The following is a 24,541-nucleotide window of genomic DNA, read 5'->3' on the forward strand; positions in this document are numbered from 1 at the left end:
CTTTTTACACTCCTAGATAACGATCAGTCAGATCCGGCGTGAGGTCGGTGATACCGCCTTGCCAGACCGTCGCGCCACGTTCAACAACCACTGCGCGATCTGCAACCGATGCAATCTCGGAAAGTGACTTGTCCACAAGCAGGATCGACAGCCCTTCGGCCTTGAGCTGACGCACGCCCGCCCAGATCTCTTGCCGCACCACCGGGGCCAGACCCTCGGTCGCCTCATCAAGGATCAGAAGCCGCGGGTTGGTCATCAGGGCGCGGCCAATCGCCAGCATCTGCTGCTCTCCGCCTGACAGGGTGCGCGCGATCTGGCCCATACGCTCTTGCAGGCGCGGGAACAGTGCACAGACCCGCGCCATGTCCCAGGGGCCGGGCCGCGCGGCAACGGTCAGATTTTCGGCCACGGTCAGCGGACCGAAACAGCGCCGCCCTTCGGGCACCAGCCCGACACCCAGCCGCGCCACCCGCGGAGCCGACAGGGACGCAAGGTCACGATCCGCAAACCGCAGCTCACCCCCGGAATGGGGCAGCAGGCGGCTGATACAGCGGATAGTGGTTGTCTTGCCCATGCCATTGCGGCCCATCAGCGCCACCACCTGCCCTTCGTCAAGGTCAAGCGAGATGCCAAAGAGCGCCTGCACCGGACCGTAAGAGGCCGTCAGGTCGCGCAGTTCCAGCAGCCGGGTCATGCGTCCTCTCCCAGATAAGAGCGCCGCACCTCGGGGTTGGCGCGGATCTCGGCCACGCTGCCGGTGGCGATGATACGGCCATAGACCAGCACCGAGATGCGGTCGGCCAGCGCAAAGACCGCGTCCATGTCATGTTCGACCAGCAGGATCGGGGCCTCGTTGCGCAGTTCGGACAGAATCGAGGTCAGCTGGCGCCCGCCCTCCAGCCCCATACCCGCCATCGGCTCATCCAGCAGAAAGGCGCGCGGCCGCAACGCCAGCGCCATTGCGATTTCCAGCTTGCGCCGCTCGCCATGCGACAGCTTCGCCGCCTGAACCAGATGGCGGTCGGCAAGGCCGGCCTGCTCGATATGGAACAACGCCGGCTCGGTCAGCTTGCGATCGGAAAGCGCCGGGCGGTGAAAGCGGAACACCGCACCGCTGGCCCCGGCAACCGCCAGCATGACGTTTTGCAGCACGGTAAAATCCGGGATCACGGATGACACCTGAAAGCTGCGCGCAAGCCCCAACCGCGCCCGCGCGGCGGCATCAAGCCCGTCGATCACCTGCCCCTCGAACCGGATGGAGCCGGAGTTGGGCCGGATCTCTCCGACGATCTGCTTGATCAGCGTGGATTTTCCGGCGCCGTTGGGGCCGATCAGGGCGTGAATTTCGCCCGGGCGCAGATCAAGGCTGACGTCATCGGTGGCGACCAGCGCGCCAAAAGCTTTGCGCAGGCCCCGGATTTCAAGAATGGGTTCGTTCAGCTTGGGCTCAGGCATGACGGCCCCTCCGCGTGACAATGCCGATCAGGCCGCCGGGTGCAAACAGTACGATGCCAAGCAGCAGCAGACCCAGAAGCGCCTGCCAGTAATCGCTGATCCCGCCCAGAACATGCTCCAGCAGAATATAGATCGCCGCGCCGGCCACCGGACCGCACAGGCGCCCGACTCCGCCCAGGATGACAAAGACCATGATCTCGCCCGACATGTGCCAGGACAGCATGGCCGGACTGACAAAGCGGTTCAGGTCGGCATAAAGCGACCCCGCCAGGCCGACGATCATCCCCGACAGCACAAAGGCCGTCAGCCGGATCGCATAGGGCCGGATGCCGACCGCGACGGCGCGCTGGCTGTTCTGCCGCGCCGCCTGCAAGGCAAGGCCAAAGCGCGACTGCGTAACCACAGCGGTAAAGACCAGCGCCAGCGCCAGCAGCACGGCACAGATGGCGAAATACTGGATCGGGGCAAAGGTGTTCAGCCCCGGGAACGTGTTGCGGACGTAAAAGCTTAGCCCGTCCTCGCCGCCATAGCGCGACCAGCTGATGGCGAAATAGTAAAGCATCTGCGCAAAGGCCAGCGTGACCATGATGAAATAGACGCCCGAGGTGCGCAGCGACAGCGCCCCGATCGCCAGTGCAGCCACCCCGCCCGCAAGCATGGCCACAGGCCAGATGCCCAGCATCTCGTTACTGCCCATGATGGTAAAGGGCAGCGTCACGACCGGCATGCCGCTGCTGGCATGGCTGGCAAGGATGCCGGTCACATAGCCCCCGATCCCGAAAAAGGCGGCATGCCCGAACGAGATCAGTCCGCCATAGCCCAACGCAAGGTTCAGCCCGACCCCGGCAAGGCCGAATATCGCGGCCTTGGTTGCCAGCGTGACGGTAAAGCCATCCCCGGCCAGATGCGCACCCAGCGCCACGGCGACCAGCAGGGCAAAGATCACCAGATTGATGATGGCGTCGCGGTTCAGCAGTTCGCCCATGGTTCAGCCCCTTGCCCCGAAAAGTCCCTGCGGCCGCATGATCAGCACCACGGCCATCAGCACATAGATCAGCACCGAGGCCAGCGAGGCGCCGACAGTCTTGGCGCTTGATGCCTCGACGACCTGCGACAAAAGCCCGGGCAAAAGCGCCTTGCCCAGCGTGTCGGTCATCCCGACAAGCAGCGCCCCGACAAACGCGCCCTTGATCGAACCGATACCGCCGATCACCACCACGACAAAGGCAAGGATCAGCACAGGCTCGCCCATACCGACCTGCACCGACTGGATCGAGCCGACCAGCGCCCCGGCAAAGCCCGCCAGCGCCGCGCCAAGCGCAAAGACGATGGTGTAGAGCCGGGCGATATCGACACCCAAAGCGCCGATCATCTCGCGGTCAGCCTCGCCCGCGCGGATGCGAATGCCCAGCCGGGTACGGGTGATGAGCCACCACAACCCCACTGCCACCGCAGCGCCAAAGCCGATGATGACCAGCCGGAACAGCGGATAATGCAGCCCGCCCGGCAGCACCACCGCGCCCGACAGCGACGGCGGCAGCTTGAGATACAGCGGGAACGAGCCAAAGAGCCACCTCGCCCCTTCGGAAAAGATCAGGATCAGCGCAAAGGTTGCCAGAACCTGATCAAGATGGTCGCGGGCGTATAACCTGCGGATCACCGCGACCTCGACCAGCGCGCCTGCCGCCGCCGCTGCGGCCAGACTGGCGACCAGCCCCAGCCAGAACGAGCCGGTGGCCGCCGCCACCGCCGCACAGGCAAAAGCGCCGGTCATGTAAAGCGATCCGTGGGCAAGGTTGATCAGGCCCATGACGCCGAAAACCAGCGTCAGCCCTGCCGCCATCAAAAACAGCATCATTCCGTATTGCAGGCCGTTCAGCGCCTGCTCGGCCAGAAGCATCACCGTACTCTCTCCCGATTTGCCGGGGGGCCGGATCGCAGGGACCCGACCCGGCCAAGCTTACATCTTGCACTGCTCGGCGTAGGCATCGCCATGATCGGTCATGGCGGGGCCGATGATCTTGTTGGTGAGAACATCGCCCTCTTTCACCACCTCGCGAACGTAGTAGTCCTGGATGGGGTGCTGGTTCGGGCCAAAGCTGAACTTGCCGCGCACGCTGGGAAAATCGGCCTCGGTCAGGGCCGCGCGAAAGGCGTCGGCATCCGCCACATCCGCCTTGGCGACCGCCGAAAGCAGCAGGTTCGCGGTGTCATAGGCCTGCGCCGCGTAAAGCGAGGGCAACCGGCCATATTCCGCCTGGAAGCTTTCGACAAAGGCCTTGTTCGCCGGGTTGTCAAGATCATGCGACCATTGCGCGGTGTTCCTGACCCCCAGCGCCGCATCCCCGACCGCAGGCAGGATGTCCTGGCTAAAGCTGAAGGCAGGGCCGATCACCGGCTTGCCGACGCCGGATTCGGCATATTGCTTCATAAAGGCGATGCCCATGCCCCCGGGCAGGAAAAAGAACACCGCATCCGCGTCGCTGTTGCGGATCTGGGCGATCTCGGCGGCATAGTCGGTCTGACCGACCTGGGTATAAACCTCGTTGGCAACCTCGCCCTTATAATAACGCTTGAAGCCAGACAGGGAATCCTGTCCGGCCGGATAGTTCGGGGCCATGATGAACATCTTGCCGATGCCGGCATCGGTCGCATAGGCGCCAGCCGCCTCATGCAGGTTGTCGTTCTGATACGAGACCGAGAAATATTTCGGGTTGCACCCCGCACCGGCCAGCTGCGACGGCGCGGCATTGGTCGAAAGGTAGAACTTGCCCTGCGCCACCGCTGCCGGAACCACCGCCATGGCAAGGTTAGACCAGACGATGCCGGTCAGCACGTCCACCTGTTCGGACTGGATCATCTTGTCAGCGATCTGAACCGCGACATCCGGTTTCTGCTGGTCGTCCTCGATCACCAGCTCGACCTGTTTGGCGGCATCGCCAGCATTTTTCAGCGCCAGCAGAAAGCCGTCACGCGTATCGACGCCCAGACCGGCACCGCCGCCCGACAGAGTGGTGATCATCCCGACCTTGACGCCTTCGGCCTGCGCAGCCCCCGCAAGGGCCACGGCCGCAACGCCGCAGATCAGCAACCTTTTCAGTTTCATCTTGGACTCCCTGTTTGAAGCGACGATTGTCGTCACATGTTTTTATGATGCGGTCGCGGGCTGCAACGCCTTTCCAGCCCGCATCCGTTCTTTGTCACACCCGCCCCTGCAACAGGCGAAAGCGTTGGATCTTGCCGCTGTCGGTTTTGGGCAAACCCTCGGTAAAGACCACGCGGCGCGGATATTTGAACGGAGCGATCACGGATTTCACGTGATCCTGCAGGCATTTTATCATCAGCTCATCCGCCAGGACACCAGAGCGCAGAACAACATGCGCCTCGACGATCTGACCACGCGCCTCGTCGGGGGCGCCTACCACGGCGCATTCCAGAACATCGGGATGGGCAAGCAACGCCGCCTCGACCTCGGGACCGGCGATGTTGTAGCCCGATGAGACGATGATACCGTCGGTACGGGCGGCAAAGTGGTAATAGCCCTGTTCGTCGCGCCAGAAACTGTCGCCGGTCAGGTTCCAGCCATCCTGCACATAGGCGCGCTGGTTCTTGTGATCCGACAGATAGCGACAGCCGACCGGGCCGCGCACCGCCAGCCGTCCCGTCTCACCCGCTGGTACCTCTTTGCCGTCCGGACCGATGATGCGGGCCTCATAGCCCTTGACCGGGCGGCCCGTACAAGCGGGCCGGCTGTCCCCGAAACGGTTGGTCAGAAAGATATGCAGCATCTCGGTCGAACCGATACCGTCGAGCATGGGCTTGCCGGTCCGCGCCATCCATTCATCATAGACCGGAGCGGGCAGCGTCTCGCCCGCCGAGACGGCGGCACGCAGACTGGACAGATCCGCCCCCTGATCCATTGCCTGCATCATCACGCGATAGGCGGTCGGCGCGGTAAAGCAGATGGTGGCGCGGTATTTCTGGATGATCTCGATCATGTTCGCGGGGGTTGCATTCTCTAGCAAGGTCGCCGAGGCGCCAAAGCGCAGCGGAAAGACCGCAAGCCCCCCAAGACCAAAGGTAAAGGCCAAAGGCGGGCTGCCGATAAACACATCCTCGGGCGTGACGTTTAATACCTCTTTGGCATAGCCATCAGCGATAATCAGGATATCGCGGTGGAAATGCATGGTCGCCTTGGGCTCGCCCGTGGTGCCCGAGGTAAAACCCAACAGCGCCACATCGTCCCGCCCGGTGCGCACTGCCCCGAACCGTACGGAATGGGACAGGGCCGCGCGGTCCAGTTCGGCATCGTGATTGGCGGAGCCGTCAAAACCGACCACGGTTTTCAGATAGCGGCTGTCCTTGGCGGCCAGCGCCAGTTCGTCCATCAGCCGGGTATCGCAAAGCGCGTGGGTGACCTGCGCCTTGTCGATGATCTTTTCCAGCTCGCCCGCGCGCAGCATCGGCATGGTGTTGATGACCACCGCCCCTGCCTTGGTCGCGGCCAGCCAACAGGCCACCATCGCCGGGTTGTTGGCCGAACGGATCAGCACCCGGTTGCCGGGCTTGACGCCGAAATCCTCGACCAGCGCATGAGCGATGCGGTTGGTCCAGTCGGTCAGTTCCTTGTAGCTGCGGATACGGCCATTGCCGATCAGCGCGACATTGTCGCCAAAGCCCTTTTCGACCATGCGGTCGGTCAGTTCGACCGCGGCGTTCAGGTATTCGGGATAATCAAAACCATCGAGCAACAGCTGCGGCCACAGCTCGGCCGGCGGCAGGTTGTCGCGTGGAAAAGTATCGACATGGGCCGAGGGTCCAAGCGGTGGATTGCCGGTCATTTTCTGTCTCCCTGTTGGGCGGGCGGACATCTTGACGTGCCTTGGCCCGCGGACATGCTGTTGTTGTCAGGCGGGGATCACGGCGGTCGCCTCGATCTCGACCTTGGCCCGGTCCTCGACCAGGGCCACGACCTGAACCAAAGCCATGGCCGGGTAGTGTCGGCCGATGACATCCTTGTAGGCCTGGCCTATATCCTTGAGCGCCGCGAGATATTCGCGCTTGTCGGTCACATACCAGGTCAGGCGCACCAGATGTTCAGGGCGCGCACCGGCCTCGGCCAGAACCGCGACGATGGATTGCAGCGCCGTGCGCACCTGTCCGGCGAAATCATCGGTCTCGAATTCTTGCTGATCGTTCCAGCCGATCATGCCACCGGTGAACACCATCCGTCCGGTAGCGGCCACGCCGTTGGAATATCCCGGCGTCGCCTTCCAGTTTTTCGGATGCAGAACCTCATGCACCATCGCTTGCCTCCATGAACGCGATCATCTTGCGGCGGATCGGCTCGGGCCAGGGCGCCGCGCGGCCCTCGGGCTTAACCCATACAAGGGTCGAGGCACAGTTCAGACGGACCTGGCCGCCCGCACTTGCCTCAAGAGCCAGCTTTGCACTGGAGCGGCCGACATCTTCGACCGCCAGCGTGAATTCGACGATCTCACCCAGACGCGAGGGGGCATGAAAGCTCGCCTCGATACGCACGGTGGGAACGGCGCAGTTTTCCTCGATATGAATGCGGGTAAAGGGATAGGTCAGGACTTCGGCGAAAAAATTCTCGATCACCGAGTTCAGCATTTCAAAGTAACGGGGGTAAAAGACGATCCCCGCCGGATCGCAATGGTTGAATTCGATCTGGATACGGCGGCGATAGATCATGCTAGCACACTCCGCGCGATGACCACCCGCTGGACGTCGCTTGCCCCTTCGTAGATGCGCAGGGCGCGGATATCGCGATAAAGCGCCTCGACCGTGCTGCCGCAGCGCACCCCGTCCCCGCCATGCAGCTGCAAGGCGGTATCGATCACCTCTTGCGCAGCCTCTGTGGCATAAAGCTTGGCCATGGCCGCTTCGCGGGTAATGCGGGTCGCGCCCTGATCCTTGGTCCATGCGGCGCGATAGATCAGCAGCGCCGCCGCATCGACCTTCAGCGCCATATCGGCCAGATGGCCCTGTACGATCTGGTAATCGGCCAGCGTACCGCCACCGGCGCGCGGGCGGGCGACCCGCGCCAGCGCCTCATCAAGCGCGCGCCGCGCCATGCCGAGCGCCGCAGCACCCACGGTCGGGCGAAAGACGTCAAGGACGGACATGGCGATCTTGAACCCCTCACCCGGCTGGCCGATCAGCGCCGCCTCGGGCAGCTCGACCCCGGCAAGCTTCAGCCGCGCCAGCGGATGAGGGGCGATCACCTCGATCCGTTCGGCAACCGACAGTCCGGTGCTGTCGGCGGGCATCAGAAAGGCCGACAGGCCCCGCGCACCCGGCGCCTCACCCGTACGGGCAAAGATCACATACAGATCGGCAATCCCGCCGTTCGAGATATAGGTTTTCTCGCCGCTCAACCGCCAGCCGCCGGGGGTGCGCTCGGCCGTGGTCGCGGTGCTGGCAACATCCGAACCCGCGCCCGGCTCGGTCAGCGCAAAGGCCGAGATTGCCTGTCCCGCCCGGGTCCGCTCAAGCCATTTGCGCTGGTCTGGCGTACCAAACAGCGTGACCGCCCCCATGCCAAGCCCCTGCATGGCAAAGGCGAAATCGGCCAGAGGGTCGTGGCGCGCCAGCGTTTCGCGGATCAGGCAAAGGCTGCGAACGTCCAGCCGCTCACCCTCGTTCGCACCGCTGTGACGCAGGAACCCTGCCTGGCCCAGCGCGGCGACCAGCCCCTTGCAGGCAGCGTCGGTGTCGCCGTGATCGGCGGGCAAATGCTTCACGCTCCAATCTTCGAGCGCCGCTGCCAGTTCACGGTGGCGGGCCTCGAAAAACGGCCAGTCCAGAAAGCTCTTGTCCATCTTGCGCGTTCCCATCTCGTATGAGCAGCCCTTGGCTTCTGCCGGTCAGTCCCCCTGAAACACCGGCTTTTCCTTGGCGACGAAGGCACGATAGGCGCGCTCAAAGTCGCGGGTCTGCATGCAGATCGCCTGCGCCTGCGCCTCGGCCTCGATGGCCTGCTCAAGCCCCATGCTCCATTCCTGATTAAGCTGGGTCTTGGTGATGCCATGGGCAAAGACCGGCCCGGCAGCCAGACGCCGCGCCATGGTCTGGGCAGCGTCCTCCAGCGCGCCCGGCTCGTGCAGGGTGTTCCAGAAGCCCCAGGCGTGGCCCTCCTCGGCATTCATCACCCGGCCGGTGTAAAGCAGCTCGGCCGCGCGGCCGTGACCGATGATACGCGGCAGCATGGCACAGGCACCCATGTCGCAGCCCGCAAGCCCGACCCGGGTAAAAAGAAAGGCGCATTTCGCCTCGGGCGTCGCCAGCCGCAGATCCGAGGCCATGGCAAGGATCGCACCCGCCCCGACGCAGATCCCGTCGACCGCTGCGATGATCGGCTTGCTGCAAGCAATCATCGCCTTGACCAGATCACCGGTCATGCGGGTGAATGCCAGCAGCCCTTTCATATCCATGCCAACAAGCGGGCCGATGATGTCATGAACATCCCCGCCCGAACAGAAATTCCCGCCGTTCGAGGCCAGCACCACCACATCGACATCGGTGGCATAGGGCAGCGCGCGGAAAGTATCGCGCAGCTCGGCATAGCTTTCAAAGGTCAGCGGGTTCTTTCGCTCGGGGCGGTTCAGGCGGATGGTGGCGATGCGGTCCTGCACCTCCCACAGGAAATGCTGGGGTTTCAGCCCGGCCAGTTCGGTCATTTCGCGCCTCCCATACGCTTGAGGATCTCGGTGAGCTGGTCGATGTCTTCTTCGGTCAGGTTGGCAAAGATGCGGTTCACCTCGGCCTCGTGATCGGCGGCAAAGCCTTCAAAGGCCGCCAGCCCTTCGGGCGTCAGCGCGACCAGCACCGTGCGCCGGTCCGTTTCGGATGGGGTGCGCCGCGCCAGCCCGTCCTTTTCCAGCCGGTCCACCACCGCCGTCGCATTGCCGTTCGAGACGAGCAGCATCCGGCTAAGCTCACCCATGGTGATACCTTCGCGCCGACGATACAGCGCCGCCATCACGTCAAAACGCGGCAATGTCGTGTCATGGCGCAGGCGCAGGAATTCGCGCAGCTCACCCTCGGCCGCGCGGGTAACGCCCAAAAGGCGGATCCACAGTTTCAGCCGCCGCTTTGACAGAGGGTCGGTCATGTCTCACCCCCCGCGATAGCGATGGCCTGACCGTTGATCCCTTCTGACCCCGGGGCGCAAAGCCACAGCGCCGCGGCACTGACCTCGGCAGGCTGGATCAGCCGTTCCTGCGGATTGGTCGCTGTCAGGGCGGCAAGCGCCTGATCGCGGCTTTTCCCGGTCTTGTCCATGATATTGGCGATCGAGCGTTCGGTCATCTCGGTCTCAAGGAAACCGGGGCAAAGCGCGTTCACGGTCACGGGCTTTTTCGCCACCTCCAGCGCAAGGCTGCGCACAAGACCAACAACGCCATGTTTGGCAGCCGCATAGGGCGCGACATAGGCATAGCCGCGCAGCCCGGCGGTCGAGGCAACGGCGATCAGCCGGCCCCAGCCGGACAGTTGCGCCAACCCCTCGCGAAAGGTCAGAAAGGTGCCGGTCAGATTCACCGCCAGCATGGCGTTCCACTGGTCAAGCGAGGTACGGCCCAACGGCGCGCTGTCCGCCGCCCCGGCGTTGGCGATGACGATATCGCAGGGGCCAGCCTCGGCGAACATCGCCTTGACGCTGGCCTCATCCGTCACATCGGCGGTGACAGCGCGGACGCCGGTGCGTTCCGAGACCGCCTGCAAGGGCACCATGCGGCGACCACAGATCACCACCTCGGCCCCTGCCCCGGCAAAGGCGCGCGCCAGATCGGCACCGACGCCGGTGCCGCCTCCGGTGATCAGCACCCGTTTCCCCGCGACCGATGTCATACCCGGATCGCCTCTTGTGCGCGGCTGCGCAGGCGCAGCGCCTGACTGCGGCCCGCCAGATAGGGCAAGGGCCATTGCGTCGCGTCGTCCCCGGCCTCGATGGCCGCATGCAGCGTCCAGTAAGGATCGGTCAGATGCGGTCGGGCGAGACAGACCAGATCGGCCCGGCCAGCCAGCAGGATGCCGTTCACCTGATCGGCCTCGGTGATATTGCCGACAGCCATGGTGGCAAGCCCCGCCTCGTTGCGGATACGGTCGCTGAAGGGGGTCTGGAACATCCGGCCATAGATGGGCCGCGCCCCGGTGCTGGTCTGGCCGGCCGATACGTCGATGATATCGGCACCGGCATCCGAGAACATCCGCGCGATCTCGACCGCTTCTTCGGGTGTCACGCCTTCATCGCCGACCCAGTCATTAGCCGAGATACGTACCGATATCGGCTTTTGGTCTGGCCAGACCGCGCGCATGGCACGGAATACCTCAAGCGGATAGCGCATCCGGTTTTCAAGACTGCCGCCGTATTCATCCTCGCGCCGGTTCGACAGCGGCGAGATGAAGCTTGAGATCAGATAGCCATGCGCGGCGTGAAGCTCGACCATGTCAAAGCCCGCACGCGCCGCCATCCGCGTCGCGGCGACGAACTGATCGCGCACCATGTCCATATCAGCGCGGTCCATGGCCTTGGGTACCGCGTTCCCGTCTTGCCACGGGATCGCACTTGCCGAAAGCAGCGGCCAGTTCCCCGAGAGCAGCGGACGATCAGCGTCCTCCCACCCGACCTGGGTCGAGCCTTTGCGACCCGAGTGACCGATCTGCATGCAGATTCTGGCCCGTGTCTCGGCATGGGTGAAATCGACGATGCGTTTCCACGCCGCCTCATGTTCGGGGGCATAGAGGCCAGGACAGCCGGGGGTGATCCGCCCCTCGGGCGAAACGCAGGTCATCTCGGTATAGACCAGCCCCGCGCCACCCTTGGCACGTTCGGCATAATGGACAAAGTGCCAATCGGTCGGACAGCCGTCCACCGCCTTATATTGCGCCATAGGCGAGACGACGACGCGGTTTTCCAATTGCATATCGCGCAGTTTGAAAGGCGCGAACATCGGCCGCCGTCCCTTTTGCCCGCCTGCGCGTTCCTGAAACCAGTCCTCGGCCTGACCAAGCCATTCAGGATCACGCAGGCGCAGGTTTTCATGGCTGATCCGTTGCGAGCGGGTCAGCAGGGAATAAGCGAACTGCACCGGCTCCATGTCAAGGTAACGCTCGACCTGCTCAAACCATTCAAGGCTGTTGCGTGCCGCCGATTGCAGGCGCAGAACCTCAACCCGGCGCTCTTCCTGATAGCGCTCAAAGGCGCGCTCCATGGTTGGTTCGGAATGCAGGTATTCAGCCAGCGCGATGGCGCTGTCAAAGGCCAGTCGCGAGCCGGAACCGATCGAGAAATGCCCGGTGGCTGCCGCATCGCCCATCAGGACGACATTCTCGTGATACCACTTTTCGCAGATGACGCGCGGAAACTGGATCCAGACTGCCGAGCCGCGCAAATGCGCCGCATTCGACATCAGCTCATGGCCGCCGAGATGACGTTCAAAGATCCGACGGCAGGTTTCAACCGATTCCTCTTTGGACATGTCGGCAAAACCAAGCTTGTCCCAGGTCTCGGGCAGGGTCTCGACGATAAAGGTCGCGGTGTTGTCATCGAACTGATAGACATGCGCCCAGACCCAGCCATGCTCGGTCCGTTCAAAGATAAAGGTAAAGGCGTCGTCGAATTTCTGATGCGTGCCCAGCCAGATAAACTTGCAGCGGCGCAGGTCGATGTCGGGCTGGAAGACATCGGAATATTCCTTGCGCACAAGGCTGTTGATGCCGTCGCACCCTACGACGAGGTCATATTCCTTGCGATATTCCTCGGCCGAGCGGAACTCGGCCTCAAACCGCAGATCGACGCCCAGTTCGCGGGCACGCTCTTGCAGCAGGATCAGCATCTGCTTGCGGCCGATACCGGCAAAGCCATGCCCGCCCGAAACGGTCCGCACGCCGTCATGCACGACGGCGATATCGTCCCAATAGGCAAAATGGCTGCGGATCGCCTCGGTGCTGACGGGATCGTTCTTTTGCATCCGCCCCAGCGCGTCGTCGGACAGAACCACGCCCCAGCCAAAGGTGTCATTGGCCTTGTTCCGCTCCAGCACCGTGATCTGATGCGACGGGTCGCGCAGTTTCATCGAGATGGCGAAATAGAGGCCCGCAGGTCCCCCACCCATACACAAGATTTTCATCCGGCACCTCCCCGTGCAACGACGACCCTTGAAGAAAAGCTGCCTGCGAATCGGAAACATTTCAAGTTTAAAATTTCAAACTTGAAAGATTTTGCGCGGCCGGCATGATATGTGAAAAAAATGAGGTTCCGCTATGACCACCATTGCCGTCATCGGCTTGGGCACGATGGGTCTGGGCATTGCCCAGACCTATGCAGCCGCAGGCTTTGCCGTTCTGGCGACCGATGCCATGTCCGAGGCACGCGCGACCGCACCCGGCCGTTTGCGCGCCGCCCTGACACCCAGGGTTCAGGCCGGCAAGCTGACAGAGCCCGAAATGGAGGCGATTTTATCCCGTCTCACCATCGTTGAGGGTCCCGAGGCAATGGGTACAGCCGATCTGGCCATCGAAGCGGTGGTCGAACGGATGGAGGTCAAGCGCACGCTTTTTGCCGCGCTGGAGGCGGTGGTTGCACCCGATGCGGTGCTGGCAACCAATACCTCCTCGCTGTCGGTCGAGGCCATGGCCGAACAGCTTGCCCGGCCCGAACGCTTGCTGGGGCTGCATTTCTTCAACCCCGCACCGGTGATGAAACTGGTCGAACTGGTTGCCCATCCCGGCACAGCCCCCACTGCGCTTGCCCGCGCCCGCGACCTGACCGAGGCAGCTGGCAAGACGGTGATCCAATGTCCCGACCGGCCCGGCTTTATCGTCAACCGCTGTGCCCGGCCATTCTATGGCGAGGCACTGGCGATGTTGGAAGAGGGCCGCAACCCGGCCGAAATCGACGCAGCAATGCAGGCGGCTGGCTATCGGCTGGGTCCCTTTGGGCTGATAGATCTGGTCGGTGCCGATATCAATCTGGCGGCCACCGAAAGCCTTGCAACGGCGATGCAGGGTCATCCGCGTTATCACGTTTTTGACGCGCTGCGGCGACAGGTCGCCGAGGGCAATCTGGGCCGCAAGACCGGCCGGGGCTTTATCCATCCCGGACAACCCGGTCCCGCCCCCTCGGACGCGGAAGCCATCGTTCTGCGCATCGAGGCGGCCCTGGTCAACGAAGCAGGCTGGTTGCTGGCCGAGGGTGGCACCACGCGCGAAGGCATCGACACCGCGCTGAAGCTGGGCCTGAACTTCCCGCGCGGACCGTTCGAGATCCTGAATGCGCGCGGCCACGCCGAGGTGCTGGGACAGCTTGAGGCGCTTGCCTCGGCGGCACCGGCCTATCTGAATGGCCGCTATCTGCCCGCGCCGGTGCTAATGCAATAGGCCGGTTCAGGTAAGACGGGCAAGCACCCCTGCCCCATCCACTGTTGCCCGGGCTGTCCGCGCATCGCCAAGGGGCAGCGGCCCGATCCGCGCCCCGGTGATGATCACGTCACCCCGGCCAAGCGGCAGCCCCTGCGCAGCCGCGTGACTGGAAAGCCAGGCCAGAAAATCCACCGCCTCGGCCAGGCTCGCTGCCACTTCGGGCGCGGTAACCTGCCGGTCGTCGAGCCAGAGCGTGATCCCCAGCGGATCGCGCATCCCGTCGCGCCAGCCGGGCAGCGGATCGCCAAGCACGATCCCGGCCGAGGCAAACCCGTCAGCCATCAGCTCAAGCGGGCTTGCCGTTCTGCGGTCGGCAAGGCGCGGGGCGATCAGCTCAAAGGCCAATCTGACCTCAGCAATCGCATCCATCGCCGTCAATGCAGACACGCCTGCGGGCAGATCAGCACCAAGGATCAGTGCCGTTTCGACCTCGATACAGGCATCTGATGGCAAGCGTGGCAGTCTGACCCCTGCGGGCCAGACCATCCGCCCCGGCAAGGCGGCCGCATGACGGTCCCGTCCGGCAAGAAGCGCCATTTTCCACGCGCCCGCTTTGCCCAGCCCCTGAATGACATGGCGCTGAACCGCATAGGCCGCGTCTGGATCAGGGGGCGGCGGCACTAAACCCGGGAAGCGCGCCGCACCGCGATGAACCGCTAGCAGAGCTTGCGCAGCGGCCACGGCATCAAAGCCCGAGTTCATGCGCTGATCCTCAGCCCCAGATCGGGCATCGCATCGCGCGGGATCACCGCACCGGGATGTGTGACGACGACCGAGGCAAGCTGCGCCGCCAAAGCCACCGCCCGATCAGGGGGCAGACCCGCATCCCGCGCGACAAGCCAGCCGGCGTTGAAGCTGTCGCCCGCACCTGTGGTATCGACAGCCGCGACCATGGGCGGCAGCGGATAGGTCTGGATCGCGTCCTGGCCGGGCGGGCGATACATCACCTCACCGCCCCCGGTGGTCAGGGCGATTTCGGCCCCGCCAAGGCTGGTCAGCGCATTCATCGCAGCGGCAGGATCAGTAGCGCCAAAACAACCCGCCAGATCGTCAAGCGAGGGCAGGATCAGGCTTGCCAGCGAAGCTGCCCGCCCGATCACCGCCTGTGCCGTCGCAACATCGGGCCAAAGCGCGGGGCGATAATTGGTATCAAGGACAATGCGCCCCCCTGCCCCGCTGCGTTGCTCCAGTGCCCTGAAAAGCTGTTCGCGGCTTTCAGGTTCAAGGATCGCCAGAGTGATCCCGGACAGAAGAACGGTTCCGGCATTGGCGACAGCATCACGCGCGTCCCCGCCATTCAGAAACATGCGCCGCGCCGGGGCTTGTTCGCGCCAATAAAGAAAGCTGCGCTCACCCCTCGCATCGGTCGAGATGAAGCTGAGCCCGGGACGCCCGCCCGCCTCGGTCGAGCACAGATCGCTGATACCTTCGGTCGTCATGACGTTGCGCAGCCATATGCTCATCGCGTCATCGCCAAGGCGCGACAGGTAACCGACCGAACCCGGAGGCGAAAGCCGCGCGAGATAAATCGCGCTGTTCAGCGTGTCACCCCCGGCACGCCGGTCAAAGGTCGAAGGGGCATCGCGACGGGCTGTGAACTCGACCAGCGGTTCACCGATGCAAAGGTAGCGCATCTTATACCTCATAGGGGGTAAGCAGCGGCTGGCCTGCGAAATAAGCCGCGATATTGTCCAGAACCAACTGCGCCATGGCGCGTCGCGCCTCGGCAGTGGCCGAACCGATATGCGGGGTCAGCACGCAATTTGGCGCGTCCCGTAGTGCCTGCGGCACATGCGGCTCATCATCAAAAACATCCAGACCGGCCCCGGCGATGGTCCCGGCATTCAACGCCGCAACAAGTGCGGCAGTCTCGACCACCGGGCCGCGTGCGACATTGACAACAATCCCCCCCTGCCCCAGCGCAGCCAGCACTTTGGCATCGACAAGGCCGCGCGTCTCGCTGCCCCCGGCTGCGGTCACAAAAAGCAGGTCGCAATCTTGCGCCAGCATCAGCGCATCGGGGCGAAAGGTGTCGGGACTGTCTGCCCTTTCGCTGCGAGCGGTATACAGAACCTCCATCCCCATGCCACGCAGCAGATCGGCGAGCCGCCGCCCGATGCGGCCATAGCCGAGGATGCCCGCGCGCCGCTCAAGCACGGAAAGACCCAGCGGAAGCTTGCCGCCCAAAGCCCATTTGCCTGCGCGCACAAAGCGGTCGCCCTCGGCAATGCGGCGACCTGCGGCCAATGCCAGCGCAAGCGCGGTTTCAGCCACTGCAAGCGACAGAACATCCGGGGTGGTGGTAACTGCAATGCCGCGTCGCTGTGCCTCGGCCAGATCGACGGCATCAACGCCGACCCCGTTCACAGCGATCAGCCGCAACGCCGGCAGCTGCGCCATCTGCTGCGCCGAAATACCGACATTGCCCGCAGTCAGGACCACCTCGGCATCCGCTGCTTCGGTAAGGTCGTGGATGACATGATAATCGGCATCAAGCCGCGCAGCCATTTCCGGGGGCTTTATCTCGGCCAGGGCAAGAACGCGGGGACGGGTCATGCGATCTGTCCCAGAAAATTCTGCAACCGCTCATTCTTTGGGTTGTTAAAAAACTCTTCCGGGGCGTTTTCCTCAACGATCACACCCTTGTCCATAAAGATGACCCGGTCCGCGACCGCACGGGCAAAGTCCATCTCATGGGTAACGCACAGCATGGTCATCCCTTCGCGGGCAAGGTCGATCATCGTGTCGAGGACCTCTTTGACCATCTCGGGGTCAAGGGCCGAGGTGGGTTCATCAAAGAGCATGATCCGCGGTTTCATGCACAATGCCCGTGCGATAGCGACGCGCTGTTGCTGACCGCCGGACAGCTGGGCGGGATATTTGTCGGCCTGTTCCGGGATGCGCACCCGCTCAAGATATTTTCGCGCCGTCGCCTCGGCCTCGGCACGCGGGATCTTGCGCGTCTTCATCGGTGCGAGGACGCAGTTTTCCAGCACGGTCATATGCGGAAACAGGTTGAAGGACTGAAAGACCATGCCGACATCCTGACGCACCCGGGCCACGTTTTCGCCCCCTGCCGTCAGCTCGACCCCGTCGACAACGATCGTGCCGGATTCAATCGGCTCAAGCTGATTGATGGTGCGGATAAGTGTCGATTTTCCCGAACCAGACGGCCCGCAGATGACGATACGTTCGCCCCGCGCAACGGTCAGATTGATGTCGACCAGCGCATGATAGGCACCGTAATATTTGTTCACAGAGCGCATGATGATGGCGGCTTCGGTCATAGCTGCTCTCTCCCCTTCGGATGGCGCGCGGCCCTGCCGAGGCCGCGCGGCGGGTGTCACTGGGCGTTCTTGACGAAATCGGGAAGCGGCTCACCCAGCCATTTTTCATGGATCTGGTCCAGCGTGCCGTCGGATTTCGCCTGCTCGACAAACGCGTTGATCTGTTCAAGCAGCGCATCCGATCCCGGCGCGACCGCAATGCCCTGGACCTGGCTCGACAGGTCAAACTTTTTATCGAAACGGTCCCCGGCAACGCCGGTAAGCTGCGAGAACACCACGTTCGACAGGCCGATCAGCTTGACCTGACCCGACATCAGGGCCTGTACGGCGCTGGCGTCATCGTCAAAGCGGCGGATGTCGGTGCCCTGCGGCGCCACCTCGGTCACACCGGTATCCTGGGTCGAGGCCCGGGCCACGGCGACCGACTGTCCGGCAAGCCCAGCTGCGTCCTTAACCTCCAGCCCGCTGTCGCCATAAATGGCGATGCTGATCCCTGCATAGGGCTTTGAGAAAGAGACCTTTTCGGCCCGTTCTGCCGTGATGCCAAGCGAGGCGACCAGCACATCGACCTGTCCCGAAAGCAGATAGGGAATGCGGTTCGGCCCGGTCACCGGCACGATCTGGGCCTGGACCCCCAGAAATTCGCCAAGCGCCTTGGCCACATCGGCGTCATAGCCATCGGGCTTGCCCGAGACATCCTGGACGCCAAAGGGCGGAAAATCGACAAGCATACCGATGCGAATGGCCCCTGCCCGCTTGATCGTCTCAAGATCGGCAGCACTGGCGGACAGGCCCATCCCCATGGCCAAGGCCCCGGCGGCAAGCACGGCAAAAGTGCGGCGGTTCAGTTTCATGGTCTCCTCCCTTTCATGATATCTTGCGGGACGTGTCATCGGGTGACAGCCAGCCGCATACGTGCCTCGATACGCCGGGCCAGAAGCGACAGCGGCCAGCACAGGATGAAATAAAGCGCGGCCACCGTGCCAAAGACCAGAAACGGCTTGAAGGTCGCGTTGTTGATGATCTGTCCGGCCCGGGTCAGCTCGGTAAAGCCAATGATCGAGGCAAGCGAGGTGCCCTTGATCAGCTGGACAAGGAAACCCACGGTTGGCGCAGTCGCAAGCCGCATCGCCTGCGGCAGCACGACATAGCGCATCCGGTCGATATAGGACAGGGAAAGCGCAGTCGCAGCCTCGGTCTGGCCCGAAGGGACAGCCTCGATCGCGCCGCGCCAGATTTCGCCCAAGTAGGCGCTGGCATGAAGGGTCAGCGCCACAGTTGCCGCCAAAAGCGGATCTATGGGCAGGCCGATCACCGCAAGGCCGAAATAGACCAGAAACAGCTGCATCAGCAGAGGCGTGCCCTGAAACACCTGAATAAAGGCCGCGGCCACCCGCCGTCGCATCCCTCCCTGTGCAGTTCGTGCCAATGCGACAACCATTCCGCCAACGGCCCCGCCCAGAAAGGCGATGACTGACAGGATCAGCGTCCAGCGCACAGCCGAAATGATGAAGAAGAGGTCGGCAGAGGAAAACGCGCGGATCATCTCAGCGGCTCGCAGGGTAAGAGAAAAAGATGCGCCGAATGCCCGCAAACAGGGTCGAAAATCCCAGAGCCAGCAGAAAGTACATGATCGTCAGGACCAGATATATTTCAAAATTGGCAAAGGTACGCGCGCTCAGATCGGCCCCGGCCGCGGCAAGATCATTTGCAGAAATCACCGAAACGACGCTTGAGGTCAGCATCAGGTAGATGAACTGGCTGGTCAGCGAGGGATAGATGTTCCGCAGCGCTGGAACCATGATGACATAACGAAATATCTGCACGGGGCTCAGGCCAAGCGCCCTGCCCGCCTCGACCTGACCGCGGGGGATGGACTCGATACCGGTGCGGATGATCTCGGTTCCATAGGCACCGACATTGACCACCAACGCGACCAAGGCCGCGACATTCGGTGACAGGCTGATCCCCGCCGCAGGAAGGCCGAAAAAGATAAAGAAGATCTGCACGAGGAACGGCGTATTCCGGATCACCTCGACATAGATGTCGGCCACCCACCGCAAAGGCCGGATGCCCGAGGTTTTCGCCACCGCACCAAGGACCGAAACGATCAGCCTGAGCATCATCGCCATCAGCGACAGTTTCACCGTCAGCCACGCGCCATGGATCAGCAGATCCAGATTGGCGAGTACTGGCTGGAAGTTGAACTGATACATCTGCCCTCCCTTGCGGATGCCTCGATTCCCTTAATTTAGATCGTTCTAAAACAAGATGAAGAAAAAAGTCAATTCACGTTTAGCGCGCTGCTGTCCCGGACAATCAGTCGTGGAGCTATGATGGAACGTTCAACCGGGGCATCAGCATCTGCAAGGCGGCGTGCCAGCAATCTTGCTGCAGCGGCCCCAATCCCTGCGGGGTTCATGGCGACACTGGTCAAAGGCGGATAGGTCAGCTTTGCCAATGGCAGATCGTCCAGACCGACTACCGCCAGATCACGGCCCGGCTCTACTCCGGCATCGCGCAGACCCAGCATCAACCCTGCGGCAAGAATATCATTAAAGCACAGAACGGCATCGGGGCGATTGTCGAGTGCAAGCACTGCGGCGGCGGAATTGGCGCTACCCTCCCAACTCAGATCAGTCTCGACAATGCCGCCATCTTCGGCACAGGTTTCGGCTATAGCACGGGCAAAACCGATAAGCCGCTCTTCTCGTGCGGAGGTTTTTGCAGCGACTGAGAGGAAGGTGATGCGGCGGCGTCCAAGGTGAACCAGATGCTGGACTGCTAATCTAACACCCTCGACATAATCCGCGCCGGCGTAATCGGTGCTGCCCTGTCCTACTTCACGCAGCGACTGCACCACCGGCAATCCCCAGCTGTGCAGTTGTGCCGGAAGGTCCGCACTGGTCCCCTCTGCCGGGCACAGGATTACGCCATCAACACCATGGCCGCGAAACCGCTGAAGTATCTCGCGCTGACGGTGCAAATCGTCCTGGCTATTGGCAAGCAGCACAACGCGATCTTCTTCGCCCATCACCTGTTCGACGCCAGCCAGAAATTCGGTGAAGAATGAGTTCACGAGGTTTGGTACAATGACGCCCACCGTACGGCTGCTGTTATTGCGAAGCCGCGCCGCACCAATATCGCGGACGTAATCAAGTTCGGCCATGACTTGCTCGACCCGTTCCCGGGTTTGCTCAGCGACCAGGGGTGATTTTCGAACCACCAGCGAGACGGTAGCCCGCGAAACCCCGGCAACTTGTGCAACTTGGCCAAGCGTGACTCGTTTGCGCTGCATTCTTTCCTCCCATTTATTGTTGCTATCTGCCTTCCCCTGAAGGGCTGATGTCAAGACCAGGGCGACCGAGCAACAGGTGGTGGATGTTCATACCGAAGCTTTGGTGCGTGTGGATCAGGCATGCCAGGAATAATCACACGGTTTCCCTGCCTGCCGCCAAGGTTCACAGTTGTGAACTCAGGCCGCCAGACACCGATCCAAAGCACGCACCATGGGCATTGAAGAGAAAGCTCCTGCCGCTGCCTTTGCAGAAAGGCTTCGCAAATATGCCCCTGGTGAGCGGATAGCGGCGAACCTCTCAAGCATTGCAGCAAGCGTAACCGAGGCCTCCTCTGCGCCCATTCTGCGCTTTGCCTCATCCCAGGCTGATGAGCATATCCCCATCATGGGTCTGACTTTCTCGGCAAGCTTTACGAAATCGGTCCAGTGCTGAATTGGTTCGGATGAATAGCCTCTTATCTCCTGGCACGCTGACAGTACCAACCCAAGTGGCATCCGTCTCTGTTCAGCTGATGTCACACAAGTATTTTCGCCTTTTTCAGATTCATAGGATTCAGAGTTTGAATTCTGATAGTGCTGCTCATTTTCGATGTCATTGCTGCTCATTTCCTCTGTTGGGGACACGATGGCAGGCGGCTCTAGCTGGTCGTGCAGCATGTCCAGGGCCTGCTGAAGCTGCGTTTCTATTTGCTTTAGCTCATCACAGTCCAGTTTGCGGCGCAGAGCACGACCGGTCAGAGACAAGAGGTCGTGAAAGCGATCCGCGTGGGAAGGAAGGTTTTCGGCAGCTATGTAGTCAAGCAGTCCGCGCAAATCACGCCGCATCAGGCTGATGGTTTCGCGCAGTGCGGCAAGCTGTTGTTCTTCTGCGCGCACTTCATCGGCTGCGGCACTGATTTCGGCAAAGCGACGCACGAGTGGTGAGAGGTCAAAGCCAAAGGCATGCGGTCCCGTTGGTCCACGCCGCACATAGCGTTTGCCGTTCGGGCTGTCGCGGCGCAGAATCACGCCCGCATCGACCAGATTGCCGAGATGCCGCCGCATGGTCGAACAGGGCATGCCATTCAGCCGTTCGCAGATCGTAGCGTTTGAAGGATGAACGACCAGCTTTTCGGGGGCGGCAAGCTCATTCCCGGGGTGAAAGCTAAGCAAAGCCTGCAACACCGTAATGTCCCGGTCAGACAGTCCAAACCGGCTGCGAGCTATCGCAAGTTCGCGCAATACCTGCCATTTGTCCACCGGACGCGCGGGCAGGGGCTGCCCCTGCTGTCCAAGATGCTGCAATTGGACAGCATCCACCATTCGCCGAAACGACGTTATGGGAATATAACCCATTTTTCCATCACGAAGACAAAAAAATCCCGTACTGCGAATCACTTCGGACTTGCAGTTGACGCCAACGACGACTACCTTGGATTTGCTACGATCAAAGGGGTCTCGTAAGGTGTATGCTTTGCGGGACCTTTTCTTTTGCCTGCTCGTGCCTCCTTGCCTGTTTTCTTTTTACTACTGCTCTCTCCTCAGCCCTTATTTTTCCAGCGGGCGTGAAGCTCTTCTAATGCGGTATTGGCCTGTTCCTGCAGCCAGTCCGCAAAATCCTGATCCTGGGTCCTGATCTCTAACCGAAGCCCATCCCTGGTGCGGGTGACGCGGCCCGCGGCCTTGCCGGCAAGCGTCAGCGACCGTGACGTGGGACGAGTCGTCGAAGAGGGCAGGGTGGCAGCCTTTCTTAAACGACGGGTAACCGCCTCGAACGCTGCAACCGACGGATCGGCAACATCGGGGCCAGATTCGCGATGCGTCCGCTCAGCAATGGCGATCAGTTCGGCGGTATCAAGCCCCGTGGCCTGCATATCCTTGACCAGGGCTTCCCAACGTGGACGGCCGATACCATGGGCCGGACCAATCGCGCGGGCAAGGTCCTGACCGACAGCGCGCGCCACTGAAAGGGCCATCGAAATCGCCGATTTGGTCACGTTCAAGACCTCAGCGACCTCGGCTTGCGAGCCGAATCCGTTCTCGGTCAGCTCCTGGGCGAACAGCGCTCGTTCTATGAAACTAAGATCACGTCTTGCTGTGTTTTCAGATGCTTGCGCCCTCAGCGCTGCCTTGTCATCCATCGCGGCGATCATGGCGCGGACCTTGCTGACCCGCTCTGATGCGCGCACTGCCTCCAGCCGCCTGCGGCCATAGACCAGCAGATAGCGATCAGGATCAGACGGGTCACGACGCACCAGAATTGGCACGGTTTGTCCCACTGCCTCGATCGAGGCGCGCAGATCGTCGATGTCTTTTGGGTCCAGACGGTCGGCTGCCCGATCATCGGTGATCTGCTCGGGATCCAGCTCCCAGATCCGGTGGCTGTCCACGGCATCACGGGCCGAACGCAGGGCTCTATTGGTGGTCATCATCGAGCTGACGCCGCCTCCGGCACTGGCCTGTGCCAGATTATCGAGCAGCGACATGCGCCTTTTCTTGCTGTCGGTCATGAACGCCCCCAGGTCTTCTGGATAAGCTGGGCGATCTCGTCATTGACTGCGTTCAGGCTTTCAATCGCGCGGTCATAGGTCGACCGGGTGAAGGCCGTGCGGTCCACCTCATAAAGCGTCTGCTTGGTCAGACCGGCATCCGAAATCGCCGTCGATTTCAGCATCGGTGCATTCAGCACCTTGTCGCCATACATGGTGCGCAAAAAGGCGACGATGCGGTTTTGCGGTGCGTCCGTCGGCTCATAGCGGGTCAGCAGATAGCGCATCCAGTCATGCGACATATCGGCGCCGCTTTCCGCGATCACGTCCATCAGATCGGCTGTCATGCGCAGGAACTGGCTCATCGACATGACGTCCAGCATTTCGGGGTGGATGGTGACAAGCACTCCGGTCGATGCCGATAGTGCCGACATGGTCAGGAACCCCAGTTGCGGCGGGCAGTCTATCACCACCACATCGTAATCATCGTCGACCTGAGCCAGCGCCTCCCGGACACGGAAAAAGAACAGGCCGGCGTTGCCTTGCGACAGGGCGCGAGGGGTCTCGTGCTCAAACTCCATCAGCTCAAGGTTACCCGGAATCAGGTCCAGATTCGGGATATAGGTCTTGCGGATCACCGAACGGATCGGGGCAGGGTCGTCATAGCGGATAGCGTCGTAAAGCGTGCCGCCGTCCAGCAGGTCGAACTCGGGCTGAACGCCATGCAGCGCCGTCATCGACGCCTGCGGGTCAAGGTCGATTGCAAGCACCCGGTAACCCTTGAGCGCCAGCCGCTGCGCGAGATGCGCCGAGGTGGTGGTCTTGCCCGAGCCCCCCTTGAAGTTCATCACTCCGATGATCTGAAGGTGGTCCCCCGGTCGCCGCCCAGGCAGATAGTCACCCGGCTTTCTTGCGGTCTTTTCAAGTAGTTGCCGCAGGTCCTGGATATCCTGCGCGGAATAAAGCCGCCGGTTTCCAGCCGTCAGTTCGGGCGAAGGGCCTTTGCCGTCCAGATGCAGTTTGCGCAGATAGCTGTCGTTGATCCCGAGCAGCGCCGCTGCCTCGCCCGAGGTGAATTTCCGCATCGACTTGTGGGCATCCGGCGGGAACAGACTTTCCCGCTGGGCATGCAACTGCGCCGCCAGCCATTCCGAATGTTGACGGATCACGGAATTCAGGTCTTCCTGACCGCTGTCCTTGCTCATCTGCCTGCTCCGGTTGCGGCGTGTTCACGGTTTTTGTCGTTTGGCCGCGCTTTTTCGTGACTATTCCTTGATTCACCCATTGTTGCAAGCATTTTTGCCCAGACAGCCGGGCAGGGGGTGGGAGAGCATCTCATCCGCCGCGCGATCAGCCCGATCAGACGGGCAGGGCAGGGCCTGTCCGGGGCGGATTCAGGCCTGGGTTCATGTGAAATGCAAACAGGCTGAAAACTGCGGATATGAGCATATAAGATATTGTAAATATGCTGAATTTAAAACGCAGCCGATTGAGTAAGAAAGCCACAGAAAGGGGCGCGCAGCGCTGCAGACAGAATAACATCCCTCATCAGAAAGCGCCAGCAAGGAACTGAAGTTGTGGGTTCT

At 62.0% G+C, this 24,541-nt stretch carries 25 protein-coding genes; 1 reads left to right on the forward strand and 24 read right to left on the reverse strand.

What is annotated here, in order from left to right; all coding sequences use genetic code 11:
* Positions 1–4: 4 nt before the first annotated feature.
* The 13 genes from M511_RS05510 to M511_RS05570 all read right to left on the reverse strand — a co-directional run bounded on the left by M511_RS05510 (position 5) and on the right by M511_RS05570 (position 12,611).
* Positions 5–694, reverse strand: a complete 690-nt coding sequence (locus M511_RS05510) for an ABC transporter ATP-binding protein (protein ID WP_010397011.1) — start codon at positions 692–694, stop codon at positions 5–7.
* Positions 691–1,455 carry an ABC transporter ATP-binding protein gene (locus tag M511_RS05515; RefSeq protein WP_010397009.1) on the reverse strand — a complete coding sequence of 255 codons (765 nt, stop codon included), beginning with the start codon at positions 1,453–1,455 and terminating at the stop codon, positions 691–693. Before M511_RS05515 ends, M511_RS05510 begins: the two co-directional genes overlap by 4 nt.
* Positions 1,448–2,440, reverse strand: a complete 993-nt coding sequence (locus M511_RS05520; RefSeq protein ID WP_010397007.1) for a branched-chain amino acid ABC transporter permease — start codon at positions 2,438–2,440, stop codon at positions 1,448–1,450. The genes M511_RS05515 and M511_RS05520 overlap by 8 nt, the downstream gene beginning before the upstream one ends.
* Before the next feature lie 3 nt (positions 2,441–2,443).
* Positions 2,444–3,355: a branched-chain amino acid ABC transporter permease gene (locus M511_RS05525; RefSeq protein ID WP_010397004.1), complete on the reverse strand. Its 912-nt coding sequence runs from the start codon at positions 3,353–3,355 to the stop codon at positions 2,444–2,446.
* 60 nt (positions 3,356–3,415) lie between these two features.
* Positions 3,416–4,561, reverse strand: a complete 1,146-nt coding sequence (locus tag M511_RS05530; RefSeq protein ID WP_085501588.1) for an ABC transporter substrate-binding protein — start codon at positions 4,559–4,561, stop codon at positions 3,416–3,418.
* A 94-nt stretch (positions 4,562–4,655) separates the two neighbouring features.
* Entirely contained in the window at positions 4,656–6,296 is a 1,641-nt protein-coding gene (locus M511_RS05535; protein ID WP_085501589.1) for an AMP-binding protein, read from the reverse strand.
* Between the two features lie 66 nt (positions 6,297–6,362).
* Positions 6,363–6,761: a RidA family protein gene (locus M511_RS05540; RefSeq protein ID WP_217809582.1), complete on the reverse strand. Its 399-nt coding sequence runs from the start codon at positions 6,759–6,761 to the stop codon at positions 6,363–6,365.
* On the reverse strand, positions 6,751–7,170 hold the full coding sequence (locus M511_RS05545; RefSeq protein WP_010396995.1) for an acyl-CoA thioesterase: 420 nt from the start codon (positions 7,168–7,170) through the stop codon (positions 6,751–6,753). The genes M511_RS05540 and M511_RS05545 overlap by 11 nt, the downstream gene beginning before the upstream one ends.
* Positions 7,167–8,315, reverse strand: coding sequence for an acyl-CoA dehydrogenase family protein (locus M511_RS05550; RefSeq protein ID WP_010396993.1), 1,149 nt, complete (start codon positions 8,313–8,315; stop codon positions 7,167–7,169). The genes M511_RS05545 and M511_RS05550 overlap by 4 nt, the downstream gene beginning before the upstream one ends.
* Before the next feature lie 30 nt (positions 8,316–8,345).
* Positions 8,346–9,158, reverse strand: a complete 813-nt coding sequence (locus tag M511_RS05555; RefSeq protein ID WP_085501590.1) for an enoyl-CoA hydratase family protein — start codon at positions 9,156–9,158, stop codon at positions 8,346–8,348.
* On the reverse strand, positions 9,155–9,592 hold the full coding sequence (locus M511_RS05560; protein ID WP_010396985.1) for a MarR family winged helix-turn-helix transcriptional regulator: 438 nt from the start codon (positions 9,590–9,592) through the stop codon (positions 9,155–9,157). Before M511_RS05560 ends, M511_RS05555 begins: the two co-directional genes overlap by 4 nt.
* Complete coding sequence (locus M511_RS05565) at positions 9,589–10,329, reverse strand: SDR family NAD(P)-dependent oxidoreductase (protein WP_085501591.1); 741 nt, start codon at positions 10,327–10,329, stop codon at positions 9,589–9,591. Before M511_RS05565 ends, M511_RS05560 begins: the two co-directional genes overlap by 4 nt.
* Complete coding sequence (locus M511_RS05570; RefSeq protein ID WP_029372173.1) at positions 10,326–12,611, reverse strand: bifunctional salicylyl-CoA 5-hydroxylase/oxidoreductase; 2,286 nt, start codon at positions 12,609–12,611, stop codon at positions 10,326–10,328. The genes M511_RS05565 and M511_RS05570 overlap by 4 nt, the downstream gene beginning before the upstream one ends.
* Positions 12,612–12,744: 133 nt before the next feature.
* On the opposite strand from M511_RS05570, the gene M511_RS05575 reads away from it, so the two are divergent.
* On the forward strand, positions 12,745–13,860 hold the full coding sequence (locus M511_RS05575; protein WP_010396978.1) for a 3-hydroxyacyl-CoA dehydrogenase: 1,116 nt from the start codon (positions 12,745–12,747) through the stop codon (positions 13,858–13,860).
* Positions 13,861–13,866: 6 nt separating this feature from the next.
* On the opposite strand, the gene M511_RS05580 is transcribed toward M511_RS05575, so the two are convergent.
* The 11 genes from M511_RS05580 to repA all read right to left on the reverse strand — a co-directional run bounded on the left by M511_RS05580 (position 13,867) and on the right by repA (position 24,160).
* Positions 13,867–14,604, reverse strand: coding sequence for a fumarylacetoacetate hydrolase family protein (locus M511_RS05580; protein ID WP_085501592.1), 738 nt, complete (start codon positions 14,602–14,604; stop codon positions 13,867–13,869).
* Complete coding sequence (locus M511_RS05585; protein ID WP_085501593.1) at positions 14,601–15,536, reverse strand: sugar kinase; 936 nt, start codon at positions 15,534–15,536, stop codon at positions 14,601–14,603. Before M511_RS05585 ends, M511_RS05580 begins: the two co-directional genes overlap by 4 nt.
* Before the next feature lies 1 nt (position 15,537).
* Positions 15,538–16,458, reverse strand: a complete 921-nt coding sequence (locus M511_RS05590) for a 2-hydroxyacid dehydrogenase (RefSeq protein ID WP_085501594.1) — start codon at positions 16,456–16,458, stop codon at positions 15,538–15,540.
* Positions 16,455–17,189 carry an amino acid ABC transporter ATP-binding protein gene (locus M511_RS05595; RefSeq protein WP_010396966.1) on the reverse strand — a complete coding sequence of 245 codons (735 nt, stop codon included), beginning with the start codon at positions 17,187–17,189 and terminating at the stop codon, positions 16,455–16,457. Before M511_RS05595 ends, M511_RS05590 begins: the two co-directional genes overlap by 4 nt.
* A 56-nt stretch (positions 17,190–17,245) precedes the next feature.
* Positions 17,246–18,043, reverse strand: a complete 798-nt coding sequence (locus M511_RS05600; RefSeq protein WP_085501595.1) for a transporter substrate-binding domain-containing protein — start codon at positions 18,041–18,043, stop codon at positions 17,246–17,248.
* A 35-nt stretch (positions 18,044–18,078) separates the two neighbouring features.
* Positions 18,079–18,735: an amino acid ABC transporter permease gene (locus tag M511_RS05605; RefSeq protein ID WP_085501596.1), complete on the reverse strand. Its 657-nt coding sequence runs from the start codon at positions 18,733–18,735 to the stop codon at positions 18,079–18,081.
* A 1-nt stretch (position 18,736) separates the two neighbouring features.
* Positions 18,737–19,405: an amino acid ABC transporter permease gene (locus M511_RS05610; RefSeq protein WP_085501597.1), complete on the reverse strand. Its 669-nt coding sequence runs from the start codon at positions 19,403–19,405 to the stop codon at positions 18,737–18,739.
* 68 nt (positions 19,406–19,473) lie between these two features.
* On the reverse strand, positions 19,474–20,487 hold the full coding sequence (locus M511_RS05615) for a LacI family DNA-binding transcriptional regulator (RefSeq protein WP_085501598.1): 1,014 nt from the start codon (positions 20,485–20,487) through the stop codon (positions 19,474–19,476).
* A gap of 177 nt (positions 20,488–20,664) precedes the next feature.
* Positions 20,665–21,822 carry a plasmid replication protein RepC gene (gene repC, locus M511_RS05620; protein WP_085501599.1) on the reverse strand — a complete coding sequence of 386 codons (1,158 nt, stop codon included), beginning with the start codon at positions 21,820–21,822 and terminating at the stop codon, positions 20,665–20,667.
* Positions 21,823–22,007: 185 nt separating this feature from the next.
* On the reverse strand, positions 22,008–22,976 hold the full coding sequence (repB, locus tag M511_RS05625) for a plasmid partitioning protein RepB (RefSeq protein WP_085501600.1): 969 nt from the start codon (positions 22,974–22,976) through the stop codon (positions 22,008–22,010).
* The gene (gene repA, locus M511_RS05630; protein ID WP_010396950.1) at positions 22,973–24,160 is read right to left on the reverse strand and encodes a plasmid partitioning protein RepA; all 1,188 of its coding nucleotides are present in this window, start codon (positions 24,158–24,160) and stop codon (positions 22,973–22,975) included. Before repA ends, repB begins: the two co-directional genes overlap by 4 nt.
* Positions 24,161–24,541: the final 381 nt, after the last annotated feature.

The sequence above is a fragment of the Paracoccus sp. J56 genome, assembly GCF_019633685.1.
Lineage (GTDB): Bacteria > Pseudomonadota > Alphaproteobacteria > Rhodobacterales > Rhodobacteraceae > Paracoccus > Paracoccus kondratievae.